This window comes from Pseudomonas sp. B10, from assembly GCF_900156235.1.
GTDB classification, from domain to species: domain Bacteria; phylum Pseudomonadota; class Gammaproteobacteria; order Pseudomonadales; family Pseudomonadaceae; genus Aquipseudomonas; species Aquipseudomonas siliginis.
In genome coordinates this window covers 840,172-856,902 of the sequence record NZ_LT707063.1, presented here as the reverse complement: position 1 = coordinate 856,902, position 16,731 = coordinate 840,172, and the positions used below count along the sequence as shown (strand labels likewise).

Below are 16,731 nucleotides of genomic sequence, written 5' to 3'. Positions count from 1 at the left end.
TTCATACCGCCACTCCTTTACCCGGTGCGCGCAGCCGCGCGAGGGCCGCGTCGCGATGGTCATCGATGACGATACGTCCGTTGTCGAGAACGATGATCCGCTCGACCAGTTGCAACACACTGACCCGGTGCGTGGCGACCACCAGCGTTCGGCCCTGGGTCCAGGTCGCGAGTTTTTCCAGCAGCAAACGCTCGGTGACGTCATCGAGCGCGGCGGTCGGTTCGTCGAGCAGCAGCACTTGTGGCTGGCGGATCAACAAACGCGACAGCAACAGGCTTTGACGCTGACCTCCAGACAAACCCAACCCACCTTCAAGTACCAGATGATCCATGCCTTTGGGCAACTGCCGAGCGAAGTCCAGCGCACCGGTAACGGTCAGCGCGGCGATGATTTCCTGATCGCTGGCCTGACCAGCGCCGAGGGTGATGTTGTCGCGCAAGGTGCCGTGAAACAGTCGCGCCTGTTGCGACAGCAGGCCGACGTCGCGGCGCAGGTCGGCCGGATCCAGATGCGCCAGGGCGATGCCGTCCAGGGTGGTTTCACCGCTGCTCAGATCCATCGCGCCGCCCAGCGCTTGCAGCAACGTCGACTTGCCGGCGCCGTTGCGGCCGAGCAGGGCGATGCGCTCGCCGGGGCGAATGCTCAGGTCGATGTTGTTGAGCGCCGGGGTCGCTTCCTCGCTGTAGCGAAAACTGGCCTGACGCAGGCGGTAGTCGCCGCGAATCGCCGGCAGGTGCACGCGCTGACTGCCTTCGGGATGATCCACCGGCATCTGCATGATCCGGTTCAAGCCTTCGAGCGCGACCTTGGCCTGCTGCCATCGGGTGAGCACGTGGGTCAGTTGCGCCATCGGCCCCATCATCCGCGACGACAGAATCGACGCCGCGACCAGACTGCCGGTGGTCAGGTCGCCGGCAATCACCATCGGCGCGCCGAACACAATGACCACCGCAAACACTCCGCCTTGCACATTCTGCGTCCACGCCACCAGGCTGTTAGTCAAGGTGCGCAGGCGCAGGCTGCTGTCCGCCGAGGCGGCGTTGTACTGGTTCCACTGTTGCTGAAAACGCTGCTCGGCCTGCAATGCCTTGATGTCGTCGAGGCCCTGAATGCTTTCCACCAGCATGGCGTTGCGCAACGCCGCCTCACGCATTGATGCATTGGCCAATCGCGCCAGACGCGGTTGCGCGATGATCCCGGGCAGCAACATGAACACCAGCGCCACCAGTGGAATCAGCACCAGCGGCCCGCCGATCAAATAGAACACCAGCAGGAACAGCAGGAAAAACGGCATGTCCGCCAGTGCCGTGGCAGTGCTGGAGGTGATCAGATCGCGGATCTGCTCCAGTTCGCGCAACTGCGAAATGAACGAACCGGTGGATTTCGGCCGTGCGGAATTGCGCAGACGCAAGGCGTGGCCAAAGACCAGATCGGAGACGCGCAAGTCGGCGCGCTTGCCCAGCACATCGGTGATGCGCAGACGCAGAATGCGCATGAGGAAATCGAACAGCAGCGCCAGCATCACCCCACCGAACAACACGTACAGGGTCGGCAGCGACTCGGCCGGAATCACCCGGTCGTACACCTGCATGGAAAACAGGACCCCGGCCATGCCCAGCAGGTTCGCGACCAGTGAGGCGATCATCACTTGGCTGTAGGGCCGCAGATCGGTGAGGACGATGCGCCGGAACCAGTGCTCGTCGTAGGGCTTGATGTAATCGTTGGTGCGCACGTCCGCCACTGGTTGCGTCGGACGCAGAATCACCGTGCGCAGCGCCTGCTCGGCGAGCGCGCCAGCCTCCATGCGGCTCTGCAAACCCTGGTCGCCACTGAAGCAAATGCCCAGCTCGCCGGTTTCGCCGATGCTTTCGAGCACGCCGACCTGACCATCGCGCAGTTGCACCACCAGCGGCGTGCGCCAGCGGCTCAGGCTCTTGTTGTCGAAAACCGCAAACTTCACGCTCAAACCGGCCTGACGCGCCATGTGCCGAACCACTTCTTCGACGCGGCCTTCGCTGTGCACCGAGGCCAGGCGCACGCTTTCCGGCGAGACGTCGAGTCGGTAGTGGCGGGCGACCTTGAGCACCGCTTCCAGCCATGGCGAATAATCTTCGCGAGCTTCGGCAGCAGCGGGTTCGGGAACAGTGATGCTGGCATCGGTCATGGCAGGATCTCGACATTCTGGATGGCGCTGTGGTCGATGCCGAAGACCCGGCGAATCGCACCGCTGTTGTAGAAGCAGTCGATCTGCAGACGTTGCAGATCAGCCTGGGTGTTGACCAGATCGAAGCGCGACTGATGGATTTCCTGCTCGGCGTTGAGCAAGTCCAGCAGCGGCCGCGTGCCCAGTTCCAGGTACTGGCGGCCATACAACATGCGCGCCTCGGTGATGCTGGTCTGGCGAAATTCCAGCGAGCGCAGCCGCCGGTTCAGGCCCGAGGTTTGCGCCTGGGCTTCGGCCAGACCCTGGCGCGCTTGCAGACGGGCGAAGTCTTCGGCCGAATCCGCTGCGGTCAGCGCATGCCCGGCGGCGCGGCTGCGCGCACTGATCGCACCGCCCTGATAGATCGGCACTTCGAGGTTGAGGAAGATCCCGACCTGAGTGCGATCGGCCCGCGAGTTTTGATCGTCGTAGTGGTCGTCCAGGTATTGGTTGACCGACGGTTGCAGCGACAGGGTCGGGTAGGCCTCGGCTTTGGCCTGGGCCAGCTCGGCCTGGGCCTGGGTGCGTTGCGCAGCCGCCTGGAGAACGGCGGGCAGGGTGTCGGAGATCTGCGAGGCGTCGCAGGCCTGGGTCAGCGTCGGCGCGGCGGCATCGCTGACTGCTGGCGGCGTGCGCCGTCCGAGCAGACTGGTCAGAGTGGCTTGCCAGCGTGCGTATTGCGCCTTGAATTCCTGCAACGTCGCCGTCGCGCCTTCTGCGCGGGACTGCGCCTGGACCATATCGGAGCGGGTGCTGGCGCCCATGTCGCTGCGCTGTTTGGCCAGATCAACGATGCCGCCGATGCCCTGAATCTGCTCGCGGGCAACCTCGAGCAGACGCTGATAACGCTGCACTTCGATGTAGGCCCTGGCGGTGTCGCGGGCGATGTCGTCGATCGCCAGCAGAATTCCGGCCTGACTGCGCGCCACCCGGGCGCGGGCGGCGTCGACCGAACTGGAAACCTTGCCGAAGTCATACAGCATCTGCTTGAGGGAAATGTTCACCGACTGGCTGCCGGCATCGCTGCCGTAACCGCTGGTGTAGCCACCCTTGATGCCGCCGGTGACCTGCGGGTAATAGCCGGATTCGGCGACGTTGACCCCTTCGCCTTGCTGGAACAGGGTGCCGATGGCCTCGCCGATGCGTGGGTGCCAGTCCACGGCGAGCCTGACCGCTTGCTCCAGGCCCAACGCGTCCGCATCGGCAGACGCTTTGGAAGCAAGGGCAGGGCGCTGACGATTGTCATTGCCTGCCGGTTGTTGCAGTTGCGACGGGCTGATGCTGCGCAAGCTGCTGTCGAGATTGTCGTCGGCGCGAACGCCGGCGGTGAAAGCGGGGTAGAGGCCGATGGTCAACAGGACCACCGGCCATTTCTGGCGAAAAACTGACTCCACAGACTTCCCTTACTGTTGAGAGACCAACGTTCGATGTCTTGTTTCAAACCACTTGAATGCCGTTCTGTACCCACAAGTGGTGGCTCGGATCCTCCTGCGCCGTGTATTGAACATAGTCGATGCCGTCGGCCTGTTGCGTGCCATCGGCGACCCAGCCATCGGTCATGTGCACGCTGTCCCTGTCGTCACCCTTGATCAGCAGGGTGTTGTTGTCCGAGGACGTGATCGCCAGCAGATCGCTGAGATTCAGTGTCAGCGCAACGGCACTGGAATGGTTGAGGTCAAGGATTTCGACGTTGTGGATCTTGCTCTGCAGATCGCCGAGGTTGATCGACACGTCGCCACCGGCCCAGAGCAGGGTGTCAGTGCCGCTGCCGCCGTCCACCGAGGTGAATTGCTGATCGGCGATGATCAGCGTGTCGTCGCCACCGCCACCTTGCAGGGTCACGGCGCCACCGTGCGAGCCGTCGAGGGTGTCGTTGTCCTCGGTGCCCTGGATCAAGTCGCTGCCAGTGGCATGGGCCAGACCGAGGTCATCGCTGGCCAGTGCCGAGAACGCGGTGCTGGCGAATGCGCCGGCATTGTTCAGGTCGATGGTCAGCGTGGCGGTATCGACCGTGCCGTTGGGGTGGGTGAGCTGATAGGTAAAAGTGTCTTCCTGACCGATCACTGCATCGGTCAGGCCGGCCTTGAGCGTGTAGGTGTAGTTGCCGTTGGCCTGGACCACCAGGGTGCCGTAGTTACCGACCAGCGAGACGCCGTTGTAACCCGGCGCAACGTAACTGCCGGCGACCAGCACGCTGAGCAAGGTGTAGACCGAGCCCAACACATCGGCTCCGCCGCCAGCGGTGTCGGTGAGCAGATTGCCCGATACCGGCGTGTAGCTGCCGACCACGAACTGATTGTTGTAGGTCGCGACGTTGATCAGGCTGGTGTTGACGCTGGTCAGCAGGCCGAGGCCGCCCACTGCCACCCGCACCTGATAACTGCCGGCGGTCTGGTCGTCGAACTTGATCCCGTAGTTGCCGCCGCCGAGATTGACCAGCGCGTTGCCGCCGTAACTCTTGACCAGCACGTACTGGTTGGTGGCGGTGTTGAGCTTGTACAGGCCCACCGTCATCGAACCGAGCAGCGCCAACAGGTTGCTCGAATTGACCACCACGGTCAGGTCACTGACGGTATCGGCCGCGACCACGGTGTTGTAGTTACCGCTGCCGCCGCCCAGCAGCACATTGAACGTGCCAAGGGCAGAGTTGGTGGTGACTTCGCGGTTGATCAGGGTGACGTCAGTCGAGGCGATGTCCGCTGTGGCATCCACCACCAGTGCCGGGCTGCCAAGGTTGGCGTCATTCCACACTTCGCTGGCTTGCGGGCTGTCGATGCGCACGTACAGATTGGCGGTGTCGCTCAAGCCGTTCGGGTGCACCAGTTGATAGTTGAACACGTCGACTTTGCCGACGCTGCCGACACTGCCGTTCGGTTTGTAGCTGTAGTTGCCGTTGGCGTCGATGGTCAGCGTGCCGTACAACCCTTGCACCGTGGTGCCGGCGCCGGCGCTGACCCAGGCGCCGTTCTTGAAGATCTGCAACTGCGCGCCGTTGTCCGGGCCGGTCTGATCGGCCGTGCCATCGACGCCGACGTTGGTGATGACGTTGCCGGTCACCGCTGGCCCGGCAATGCCGTTGAACTGGGTCAGGCTGCTGACATCCAGTTGCAGCTGGGTATTGACCGTGGTCAGCACGCCTATACCGGTGCTTGAAACCGTCAGTCGATAATCGCCTGACAGCAGGTTACCGATGTCGACCCGCACGCCTTGGCCGGCGAGCGCGATCAGGTCGAGCAGGCCGCCGCTGCCGTTGACATCCAGAGTCACCCAGTTGCCGCTGGCATCCTTCACTTGCAGGGTGTAGACCACGCCATCGATCAGCGAAATCAGGCTGCTGGTGGTCAGCGTCAGGGTCGGATCAAGACGCGTGCCGCCGGCGACGGTGAAAGTGAAGGTTTTCGAGAATCCGGCCAGCAGCGTGGTGAACGAATCGTTGAAGGTCTGCGAGGCGGTGACCGGTGCCAGGGTGACGGTGCCGACGGCGAGGTCATCGCTGGCGATCACTGGCGCGTTGACGTCGACGTCCGGCGCAATGACGTTGGCGGCCACCGAAACGTTGCCGCGTGCGTCGCTGAGGTTGACGGTGAGGTTTTCACCGTTGATCTGCGCACTGCTCAGGGTGACGGTAAACACGCCGAGGTTGTTGACCGTAGCGGTGCCCAGGACGGTGCCGCTGGCCGACTTGATGGTCACGGTTGCGCCGGCTTCGCCGGTACCGGTGACGGTCAGGCCGTCGGCGCCGACCAGCAGCGCGGTGGCCGCCGCTGGAGGCGTCAGGTCTGGCGCCGTCGCGTTCGCCGCAGCCGATACGTTGCCGCTCGGATCGGCCTGGGTGACGCTGAGCACCTGGCTGTTGATCTGCGCCGAGGCCAGTGCCACCGAGAAACTGCCGTTAGCGGCGACGGTGGCGGTGCCGAGCACCACGCCGCCGACGCCTCGCACGCTGATGGTCGAACCGGGCACGCCGACGCCAGTGAGCACGGTGCCGCTGCCATTGACGCTGACGCCGGTCGGCGCGCCGGGCGCGGTAATGTCCGGCGCTGTCAGGCTGGCGTTGGGCGACAGATTGCCGGCCGGGTCGACCAGACGCACGGTCAACAGCTGCCCGTCGAGTTGCGCGGTGTTCAGGTTGAAGCTGAACGTGCCGCCACTGCCCACGGTGGTAGTGCCAATCAGCGCGCCGCCCGGGCCGTAGACGTTGACCGTTGCACCGGCTTCGCCCGTACCGCTCAAAGTCAGACCGTTGGCAGCGAGCGTCAGACCGCTGGCTGCAATCGGCGCCTGCACGTCAGGGGCCGTCAGATTGAAGACCTGCGACAGATTGCCCGTCGGGTCGGCCTGTTGGACGTTGAGCTGTTGGCCGTTCAGTTGCGCGCTGGACAGTTGCACGGTGAAGGTGCCCCCAGCATTGACCACGGCGGTGCCGAGGACGGTACCGGCTGCGTTGGTCACGCTGACGGTCGCGCCGGCTTCACCCGTGCCGCTGACCGCCAGCCCGGTGCCGTTCAGGCTGACATTGCTCAGCGGCGCCGGCGCGGTGGTATCGGCGACGCTGAGATTGGTAACCGGCGAAACGTTGCCCGCCGCATCGCTTTGCGTGACGCTCAGTTGCTGGCCATTGAGTTGGGCGGAGGACAAGGTCACCGAGAACGAGCCATTGCCCGCCACCGTCGCCGTGCCCAGCACCGTGCCACCAGCACCGCGAACAGTGACGGTGGCGCCGGCTTCACCGAGCCCGCCGAGCACCAGACCGGCACCGCTGAGGACCAGCGCCGTCGGAGCGGCCGGGGGAGTGATGTCGGGCGCGGTTACGTTAAGCCCCGGCGAAGTGTTGAGTGCCGCATCGGTCTGAGTCGCATTGAGCACCTGACCGTTGACCTGCGGCGTATTGAGCTGTGCGCTGAAAGTGCCATTGGCGCCAACCGTCGCATTGCCCAGCACCACGCCGCCAGCGCCGGTGATGGTCACCGACGCGCCGACTTCGCCGCGACCGGTAACCAAGGTGCCGTTGGCGTTGACCGCCAGATCGCTGAGTGGCGCCGGCGCCGAGGTGTCGCCTGCGGTGATTTCAGTCGGCAGCGAGGCACCCCCCAACGCAGTGTTGGCGGTGACTTCGAGGCTTTCGCCGTTGGTTTGCGCAGGCGTCAGCACCACGCTGAACGTGCCATCCCCGCCAGTGACGCCGGTGCCGATCAGGCTGTTATCCGGCGCGTAGACATTGATGATGGTGCCAATGGCCGCCGTGCCGGTCAGCGTCAGACCATCGGCCGTGAGCGCCAGATTGGCTGGAGCGTCCGGGGCCGGAACAGCCGGAACGATCAGGCTGGCATCTGCCGAAATGTTAGTCGCCACGTCGATCTGATTCACCGTAAGCACCTGGCCGGCAGTGATGCCCGGATCCAGATCGATCAGGAACGTGCCGTTGGCGGCCACTGTGCCGCTGCCGACAATGTTGCCCAGCGCATCGGTCACTTCGACACTCGCGCCGGCTTCGCCACGACCGGCGAGTTGGCTCAGATCGCCGCTGATGGTCAGACCGGTGACGGCATCTGGAGCGGTAGTATCAGCCGCCGGGTAGAGCAGCACTGGCGATGCGTTTTGCGCCTCGTCCGTCGCGATCACCGACAACAACTGACCGTTGGCCTGAGCCGGATTCAGCGTAACGGTGTAGGTGCCATCGCCCAATGTTACCGCCGTGCCGAGCACGGTGCCGGTGGCGGACAGCACAGTCACGGTGCTGCCGGCCTCGGCGGTCCCGGCGAGCAAGGTGCCGGCGCCGGTCAGCGATGTCACCGTTGGTGCGATCGGTGCAGTGCTGTCCGGCGTGTCGACCAGAACGGGCTCGGACTGGTTGGTTTGTGCGTCGGCCTGCACGACCGACAGTGCGCGGCCATCGAGTTGCGCAGCCGACAACGTGACGCTGAAACTGCCATCTGCCGCCACCGTCGCTGTGCCGAGCACCACCGCGCCGTCAAGCACGGTGACGGTTGCGCCGGGCTCGCCGGTACCGGTGACGGTCAAGCCGTCCTGGCTGACGTTGAGGTCGGCCACCTCCAGTGGATCGGTGATATCGCCCGCTTGCACGGGCGCTGTCGGCGATGTGTTGGATGCCAGATCGGTCTGATTGACGCTCAACAACTCACCGTTCACCTGCGGCGGGTTGAGGGTCACGCTGAACGAGCCATTGCCGGTCACGGTTGCCGAGCCCAGTACCGTGCCAGTCGCACTGAGCACGCGCACCGTGGCGCCGGCTTCACCGGTACCGGTCAATGTCACGCCGTCGGGCGCGAGAACGAGGCCGGTGGGCGCAGCGGGCAGGGTGATGTCCGGCGCAGTGACGGGCACGATCGGCGAAGGGTTGCCCGCGGCATCGCGCTGGATCACCGACAAGGCTTCACCGTTGAGCCGAGGCTGATCGAGGATGACGCTGAAACTGCCATCGGCCGCGACGGTGCCGGTGCCGACGATGGTGCCCACCGCGTTGGTGACGACCACTTGCGAGCCAGCCGCACCGGAGCCGGTGATCAGGCTGCCGCTGGCGTCGATATCGACATCGGTCAGCGCGGCAGGAGGCGTGCTGTCCGGTGCGGTCAGGGTGCCGGCAGGCGAGTTATTGCCGGCCGCATCCGCCAACACCACGAACAGCGCTTGGCCATTGGTCTGTGTTGGGGTCACCGTGACCTCGAAACGGCCATCGCTGCCCACGGTGCCGGTGCCCAGTTCGGTGCCATCGGCCGACGTCACGCGGACAATGGCGCCGACTTCGCCGGTACCGGTGAGCAGACCGCCATCGGCATTCAGTTGCAGATCGGCCGGCGTCGCTGGCGGGGTCAGATCCGGTGCGGTGACCGTCACCGGGGCGCTGACGTTGCCGGGTGGATCAGCCTGTTGCACGCTGAGGATCTGTTCATTGATCTGCGGCGGATTGAGGGTGACGCTGAAGGTGCCGTCGCCGAGTACCACACTTGTGCCGAGCAAAGTGCCGTTGGCATCGCGCACGGTCACGGTCGCGCCGGGTTCGCCAGTACCGATGACCAGCGCGCCGGACGAGTTGATATCGACGTTGTCCAGTGGATCAGGCGGGGTGAAGTCCGGCGTGGTCAGGTTCACTGCCGGCGAGTCGTTGCCCGCCGCGTCGGCCTGAACCACGGTGATCACTTCGGCGTTGGTCAACGCCGGGTTCAGTGGCAGGGTGAAGGTACCGGTCGCGCTGACCACGGCGGTGCCGAGCACGTTGCCGTCGCTGTCGATGACCCGGACCTGCGCGCCGGGTTCGCCGCGCCCGGTCAGGCTTGCGCCGTCGCCGCCGATGCTCAGTTGCGAAACGGCCGCTGGCGGTGTGCTGTCGACAGAAGTGAACGGCGTGGCTGCCGAGGTGTTGCCCGCCGCATCCGTCAGCGACACGGTCAGCGCCTGACCGTTGGCTTGTGGCGTAGTCAGGGTTATCGCAAACGTGCCGTCGATGCTCACGGTGCCGGTCCCGACCAGCGCTCCGGCGGCGTTGTACACGTTGACCGTGGTGCCGGCCTCACCGGTACCCGACAGCAAGGTGCCATCTGTGCTTGCCACCAGCGCCGCCGGCGCATTGGGCGCGATCAGGTCCGGGGCGATCAGGTTGACGCTGTTGGATTCGTTGCCGGCGGTGTCGGCCTGGCTCAGGCTCAAAGTCTGACCAGAGGTCTGTGCCGGGCTGAGGGTGACGCTGAAGGTGCCATTGGCCGCCACCACGGCGCTGCCGAGAACCACTCCACCCGTGCCGAGCACGGTCACCGTGGCGCCGGCTTCACCGCGCCCGGTCAGGGCCGTGCCGTTCGGTGCCAGGCTCAGTTCGCTGAGCGGCGTTGGCGCGGCGATATCGGCAGCGGTGTAATCGGTCGGGGATGAATTGATACCGGTGCTCGAGGTTGCCACGGCAGACAGCTCTTCACCGTTGAGTTGCGCGGCGTTGAGGGTGACGCTGAAAGTGCCGTTGGCCGCCACCAGCGCGCTGCCGAGCAACACGCCCGAGGCATTGCGAATGCTCACGGTGCTGCCGGCGGTGGCCGAGCCGGTGAGGGTCAGACCGTCGACGCTGAGGGCCAGATTGGTCGGTGCACTTTCCGCCAGATTGCCCGGTGCAGTCACCGGCGCCGCCGGTCCGGTGTTGCCGGCAGCATCGATCTGCACCACGGAAAGATTCGATCCAGCCACCGCTGCCGGGGACAACGTGACGCTGAAATTGCCATTGCTGGCAACGGTCGCAGTACCCAGCAAAACACCGCCGGCATCGCGAACTTCCACGCTGGCGCCGACCTCACCAATGCCGGTCAGGGTGGCACCATTGGCGCTCACCGCCAGATCGCTCGCTACCAACGGCGCCGTGCTATCGACGGCATTGACGATTGCCGGGGATGACGGATTGCCTGCCGCATCGGTGGCCGTCACGTTCAGCGACTGGCCGTTGGTTTGCGGGCTGTTGAGGGTAATCTGGAAAGTGCCGTTTGCGGCCGCCGTGGTGGTACCGAGAAGATTGCCCTGACTGTCGCGCACGGTCACCGTGCTGCCGGCCTCGGCGTTGCCCGACAGTTGCACGCCGGCAGCATTGAGCGTCAATGCGCTCGGAATCGCCGGCGCGGTCAAATCCGCGGCGATGACTTCAACCGCCGTCGAAACGTTGCCCGGCGGATCTTCCTGAGTGACGGTCAGCACTTCGGCATTCAGTTGTGCTGCGTTGAGGGTGACAGTGAACGCGCCGCCACTGCCGACCTGCGCGGTGCCGAGCAAGGTGCCGTCGGCGCTACGCACAGACACCGTGGCGCCCGGTTCGCCGTGGCCGGTGACGGTAACACCGTCGGCATTCACCGCGACTTGGGTCAGTGCAGCTGGTGGGCTGATGTCGGGCGCATTGACGCTGGTCGACGGCGAGACATTGCCGGCAGGGTCGGTCTGGCTGATCGCCAGCGCCTCGCCGTTGGTCGGCGCTGGCGCCAGGGTCACGCTGAACGCGCCGTCCGCGCCAACCACGGCACTGCCGAGCAAGGTGCCGTTGGCGGTGGTGACATTGACCGTCGCGCCAGCTTCACCCGTGCCGCTGAGGGTGCTGCCATCGGCGCTGATCAGTGGATTCTGCACGGCGGCCGGCGGGGTGCCGTCGACGGTGATCACGCCAGTGGAAGTCGAGGCGTTGCCATTGGCGTCGGTCAGGGTGACCTGCAGGGTTTCGCCGGTGTTCTGCGCGTTGGGCAAGGTGACCTGGAAGTTGCCGCTCTGATCGACCACGCCGGTGGCCAGAACATTGCCGGCGGCATCGCGCACGGTCACGGTGCTGCCGGCTTCGCCCTGGCCTTTGACCACGGTGCCGACGTCATTGATCGTAACGCCAGTCGCTGCAGCTGGCGGTTGCAGATCGGTAGCGATGATGCCCGCGGGTTGCGACAGGTTGCCGGCGGCGTCGCTTTGGATCGCGGTAAGCGCCTGGCCATTAAGTTGTGCCGGCGTCAGCGTCAGGCTGAACGTGCCATTGCTGGCGACCAGTGCAGTACCGAGCACGGTACCTGTGGCGTCGGTGACAGTGACCGTCGCCCCGGCCTCTCCGCGTCCAGTGAGTGTCGTGCCGTTGGTATTCAGCGCCAGATTGGTCACAGCGTCCGGCGCCGTGCCATCGACCGCCGTCACCGTGCCCGGAATCGACACGTCACCGTCGGGACTGGTGGCCGTCACTTGGAGAACTTGCGCATTGATCTGTTTGCTGCTGAGCAACAGGGTGAAGCGGCCGAAGCTGTTGATCAGACCTGAGCCGAGCACCGTGCCGCTGCTGCTGGTCACCGTCACGGTGCAACCGGGCGTTCCGGCGCCGGTCAGGGTGAAACCATCGGCACTCAAGGCCAGATCGGTCGGGGTCGCGACCTGGCTACCGTCCAGTCCTGCCAGCGGCACGACGGGCGAATCATTACCGCCGCCATCCGTGCTGATGACTTCCAGATTGCCGCCAGGCTCGGCCGGTGGACTGAGGGTCACGACGAAGCGGCCGTCCTCACCCGCCGTTGCGGTACCCAGCACGAGACCGCCGCCAGCGATGCTGACGGTGACCGTCGTGCCCGGTTCGGCAAGTCCCGACACTTGCGTGCCGGCGGGGTTGAGCGCGAGATCGCTGACCGGCGCCGGCGGCGTGCTGTCCGGCGCGGCAACGGTGCCTGGCAGCGAACTGTTGGCGCCGTCCGACACCACGACTTGCAAGGCTTCGCCATTGGTCTGCGCCGTATCGAGGTCGACCGTGAAGGCGCCCGTGCCGTCAGCGGTTGCGGTGCCGATGACGTTGCCGCCGGCATCCAGCACCTGCACCGTGTTATTGGGCTGCGTGGTGCCGGTGACCGTGGCCCCTGCAGGATCGACGACCAGCCCGGTCGGTGCAGGCGGGGCGGTGATGTCCGGTGCGGTGACCGGCGTGGCTGGCGAGGGCAGGGTGCTCGCGTCGGTCTGGATCACGTTCAGCACCTGACCGTCGAGCTGAGCCGGGCTCAGGTTGACGCTGAAACTGCCGTCGCTGGCGACCACCGTAGAGCCGAGCACCGTGCCGTCGGGCGCGCTGACGGTTACGGTGCTGCCCGCTTGCCCGGTGCCGGTCAAGGTCACGCCGTTACTGGCGAGCACGACATTGTCCGGCGCCAGCGGCGCGGTGGTGTCCGTCGCCGTCAGTGGTGTGCTGGGGGAAACGTTCACGCCATCCGATTGGCTGACTTGCAGTTGTTGGCCTTCGATCTGCGGGCTGTTCAGCGGCACTGTGAAGGCGCCGGTGCCGTCGACGATCGCGGTGCCCAGCACATTGCCGGCCGAATCCTTGACCGACACGGTGGCACCGGGTTCGCCGGTGCCGCTCAGTTCAGTGCCGCCTGCATTCAGCGACAGATTGGAAGGGGCAGTGGGGGCCTGGATATCCGGCGCTTCAACTGGAACTGCCGGCGAGCCTGAAGGCGAGCCATCGGTCTGCACAACGCTGAGGTTCTGGCCATTGGTTTGTGGCGAGGACAGGGTGACTTCGAACCGGCCGTTGCTGCCGACCAAAGCTGTTCCCAGCACGGTCCCGTTGGTGTCAGTGACAGTAACGGTGGCGCCGATCTGACCCGCGCCTGAGACTACGGCGCCATTGGCGGAAATGCTCACATCGGTCACGGCTACCGGTGTGGTCAGATCGGGTGCGATCACGTTGACCGGCGCCGATGGATTGCCATCTGCGTCGGTCTGGATCACTTGCAGCTGTTGCGCATCGGTCTGTGGTGTGGAAAGTGGAACGGTGAAATTGCCGTCGGCGCCCACCGTGCCGGAGCCGATGATATTGCCGGCCGGATCGCGCACAGTGACCGACGCACCCAACTCACCCTTACCGGTGAGCGTCTGCCCCTGAGCGTCGAGCGCAAGATCGGAGACGGCCGTCGGCCCTTGGGTGTCAGGCGTCACGTAGTTCAGTGGTGCGGAAGTGTTGCCAGCGGCGTCGCTGGCACTGATCTGCAGTGTTTCGCCATTGTTCTGCGGACTGCTCAGTTGCAGGCTGAACGTGCCGTCCGCCACGACAACGGCCGTGCCGAGCAGATTGCCGTTGGTGTCACGCACCGTCACGGTCGAACCGGCCTGGCCGCGTCCGCTTAACTGCGCGCCATCGATGCTCACTGCGATGTCACTTGGTTGGGTCAGCCCGTCGAGGTCAACCGCGATGATAGTCACTGCTGGCGAAGGGTTGCCGGCGGCGTCGGTGACCAGCACGCTCAGCGCTTCACCATCGATTTGCGCGGCATTGAGTTGCACAGTGAACGAGCCATCGGCGGCGACCAGAGCCGTGCCGAGCAGCGTGCCTTGCGCATTGGTGACGCTGACTGTGCTGCCGGGTTCGCCACGGCCGGTGACCGAGAGGCCATCGCTGCTCACTGCCAGATCCGTCGCAGTGCCGGGGCCGGTGATGTCCGGTGCATTGAAGGTCACGGTCGGCGATTGCGCACCGGCGCTGTTGACCGCCACGATACTGAAGGTTTCACCGTTGGCCTGCGCACGAACCAGCGTCAGCAGGAAAGTGCCGTCAGCAGCCACCGCCGCACGCCCGAGCAATTCGCCGTTGGCGGCACGGACCTCAATGGTGGTGCCGGCTCGGGCGGTGCCGGTCAGTTGGCTGCCGTCGCTGCTCAAATCGAGATTGCCTGGCGTCGTCGGTTCGACGATCTCCGGCGCGCTGACCGTTGCGCCGGTCGAGATATTGCCTGCCGCATCGGTTGCATTCACGGTCAGCGGCTGGCCGCCGGTTTGCGCGGGGCTGAGGGCGACGCTGAAAGTGCCATCCGCCGCCACCACAGCGCTACCGAGTAGCGTGCCATCGGCGGCGCGCACCTGGATGGTCGAGCCGGCTTCACCGGTCCCGCCGAGTTGCGTGCCATCGGCGCTCACGCTGAGATTGCCTGGTGCGGTGGGCGCGGTGGTATCCGGCGCAGTGACCGTACCCGGTGTCGAAACGTTGCCCGCAGGGTCGGTGAGCGTCACGTCGAGCGGCTGGCCATTGTTCTGCGGCGTACCCAGGTCGACCTGGAAACTGCCATCGGCGCCAACGGTTCCGGAACCCAAAATGTTGCCGGCTGCATCGCGTACCTGAACGACACTGCCAGCTTCGCCAAAACCACTCAGTACCCGGCCATCGGCCGACAAGGTTAACCCGGTCGCGGGCGCAGGAGGCGTCGCGTCTCCACCGCCACCACCACCGCCGCCGCCCCCACTTCCGCCGGCAGCGGCTGCCGCACCACCCGCCCCCAACAGGCCAAGCCCGGCAATCGCCCAGGCCGGCGTTGCGCCATCCACCACACCGACGCCAGCGATCAGCTCGTCCAGCGAATTGATTTCCTCAAAGGTAAAGCCATTGAACGGCTCGGCGCTGTAGCGCGCCTGCCACAGCGTCGCGTCGTCGCCCTGAAAGACAATGTCATTGGGCACGCCGTCAGGGCTGGTGACAAAGAAATTGGAGATTTTGATTTGCTCGCCAGACTTCAGATTGACGATCAAATCCTGACCGCTGCGACTGGTCGACGCCAATTGATCGGGCCGAACCGGCATTTGTACAACTGAAGGCTGACTGAGCTGAACATTGCCCCAGTTCTGGGCAGTGAGCTGAGAATTGGCTTTGTCGGCAATGACGATGTTGTCCATTACTACTCCCTGTAAATGGGTGGGGCGGACGTCCACGGATGGTTTTAAAACCATAGATAGGGAGTGTCGAATGGGGCTGCCTGATTTTTGACGAGCGTATGGATGGGCCATTTGCCCACGTTTATCTATCTGAAAATATGCTCTATTCAGGTCGTTACCGTTTGTCGGGACGTTGGATCCAAGCGGTTTTTAGGTGCAACAAAATGTGTCGTTTTCGACATTATCCAAAGGTGCGCTGGAAAAGGTCCGGGCGGAATCGCCGAGGGTGATGGCTAAGCGATATTGAATTTCTCAAAGCGCAGGCCACCCTCCGCAGTTGCCTGTCTGCGAAGGTATTAATCAAAAAGCGTAGAAGGGGAGGAAGGCTTTGTATAAGAAATCCCGTTGTACCGTTTCAGCTGTTCTTTCTATCCCTCAGCAGTTAATGCGCTAGCTATCGATCGCCGAAGTGATCGGACGATATCCAGCGCAGACTGATCGCTAACGCTGCCGGGGCACTGATCAAACATATGTGGCGCCCCAGGGTAGACATGCAGTTCGACGGCAACCCCGGCGCGGGACAGGCGCAGGGCAAATGCAATGTCCTCTTCCAGAAACAGATCCAGCGCCCCGACGGCCAGAAACGTCGGTGGCAAGTCACGCAGATCGTCTTGCAGGGCCGGCGAAAACCAGCCAATTGGCAGATCATCCAGCGCTTGGTCAGCGCGCAGGCACTCCCAACAGAACTGGTTGGCTTGCGCCGGCCAGCCAATCACTCCGGTCGTGCTGTTCTGCTGAGGCGAGGCTGCGCTGCCCGAACGGTAATCGAGCATCGGATAAACCAGCACCTGACTGGCGATGGGATATTCGCCGCGATCCCGCGCCACAATGGCCAGCGCTGCTGCCAGCCCGGCGCCGGCACTGTGGCCCATGACGATTACTTTGTCGGCGTCAATGTTGAGCGTTTGCCGGTGGGCGAAAACCCAGCCGAGGGCCGTGTAGCAATCCTCCAGAGGAATAGGGAAGGGGTGCTCTGGCGCGAGACGGTAATCGACGGCGACGATGATCGCCTGAAGTTCTTCGGCGAGCTCAGCCAGATAGTCATCGGCCATTTCGGGGCAACCGAGGACGAAACCTCCACCGTGGATGTACAGGATCACCGCAAAATTACCGTCCGCTGCTGCGGCGGCGGGCCGGTAAAGACACAGGCGCAAATCCTCACCGTCGTGGGACTTTATCCATAGGCTTTCACCGCGCGCTTGTTCTCGGGATTTGAATGTCGCGTGAACACGCTCCCTGATCGCGGGCAGCGTTTCCAACGTCCAGGCTTCTGCGCCGGGGGTTAAAAAGCTTTTGAAGTCGGGATCCAGCAGTTCATGTGCTTTCACGTT

General features: G+C 64.5%; 4 protein-coding genes. All 4 read right to left on the bottom strand.

Annotated features, from left to right (window positions below):
* Position 1: 1 nt before the first annotated feature.
* The 4 genes from BXA01_RS03725 to BXA01_RS03710 all read right to left on the bottom strand — a co-directional run bounded on the left by BXA01_RS03725 (position 2) and on the right by BXA01_RS03710 (position 16,728).
* The gene (locus BXA01_RS03725; protein ID WP_076563257.1) at positions 2-2,164 is read right to left on the bottom strand and encodes a type I secretion system permease/ATPase; all 2,163 of its coding nucleotides are present in this window, start codon (positions 2,162-2,164) and stop codon (positions 2-4) included.
* A complete protein-coding gene (locus tag BXA01_RS03720; protein WP_083957533.1) occupies positions 2,161-3,597 on the bottom strand; it encodes a TolC family outer membrane protein in 1,437 nt (478 codons plus the stop codon). Before BXA01_RS03720 ends, BXA01_RS03725 begins: the two co-directional genes overlap by 4 nt.
* Positions 3,598-3,640: 43 nt before the next feature.
* Entirely contained in the window at positions 3,641-15,361 is an 11,721-nt protein-coding gene (locus BXA01_RS03715) for a BapA/Bap/LapF family large adhesin (RefSeq protein WP_076563256.1), read from the bottom strand.
* Between the two features lie 407 nt (positions 15,362-15,768).
* Positions 15,769-16,728 (bottom strand): alpha/beta hydrolase, encoded by a 960-nt coding sequence (locus BXA01_RS03710; RefSeq protein ID WP_076563255.1) that lies wholly within the window; start codon positions 16,726-16,728, stop codon positions 15,769-15,771.
* Between the last annotated feature and the right edge of the window lie 3 nt (positions 16,729-16,731).

Coding starts and splice junctions, on each gene's coding strand:
- BXA01_RS03725 (WP_076563257.1), bottom strand. CDS start 2,164: ATGACCGATGCCAGCATCACTGTTCCCGAACCCGCTGCTGCCGAAGCT.
- BXA01_RS03715 (WP_076563256.1), bottom strand. CDS start 15,361: ATGGACAACATCGTCATTGCCGACAAAGCCAATTCTCAGCTCACTGCC.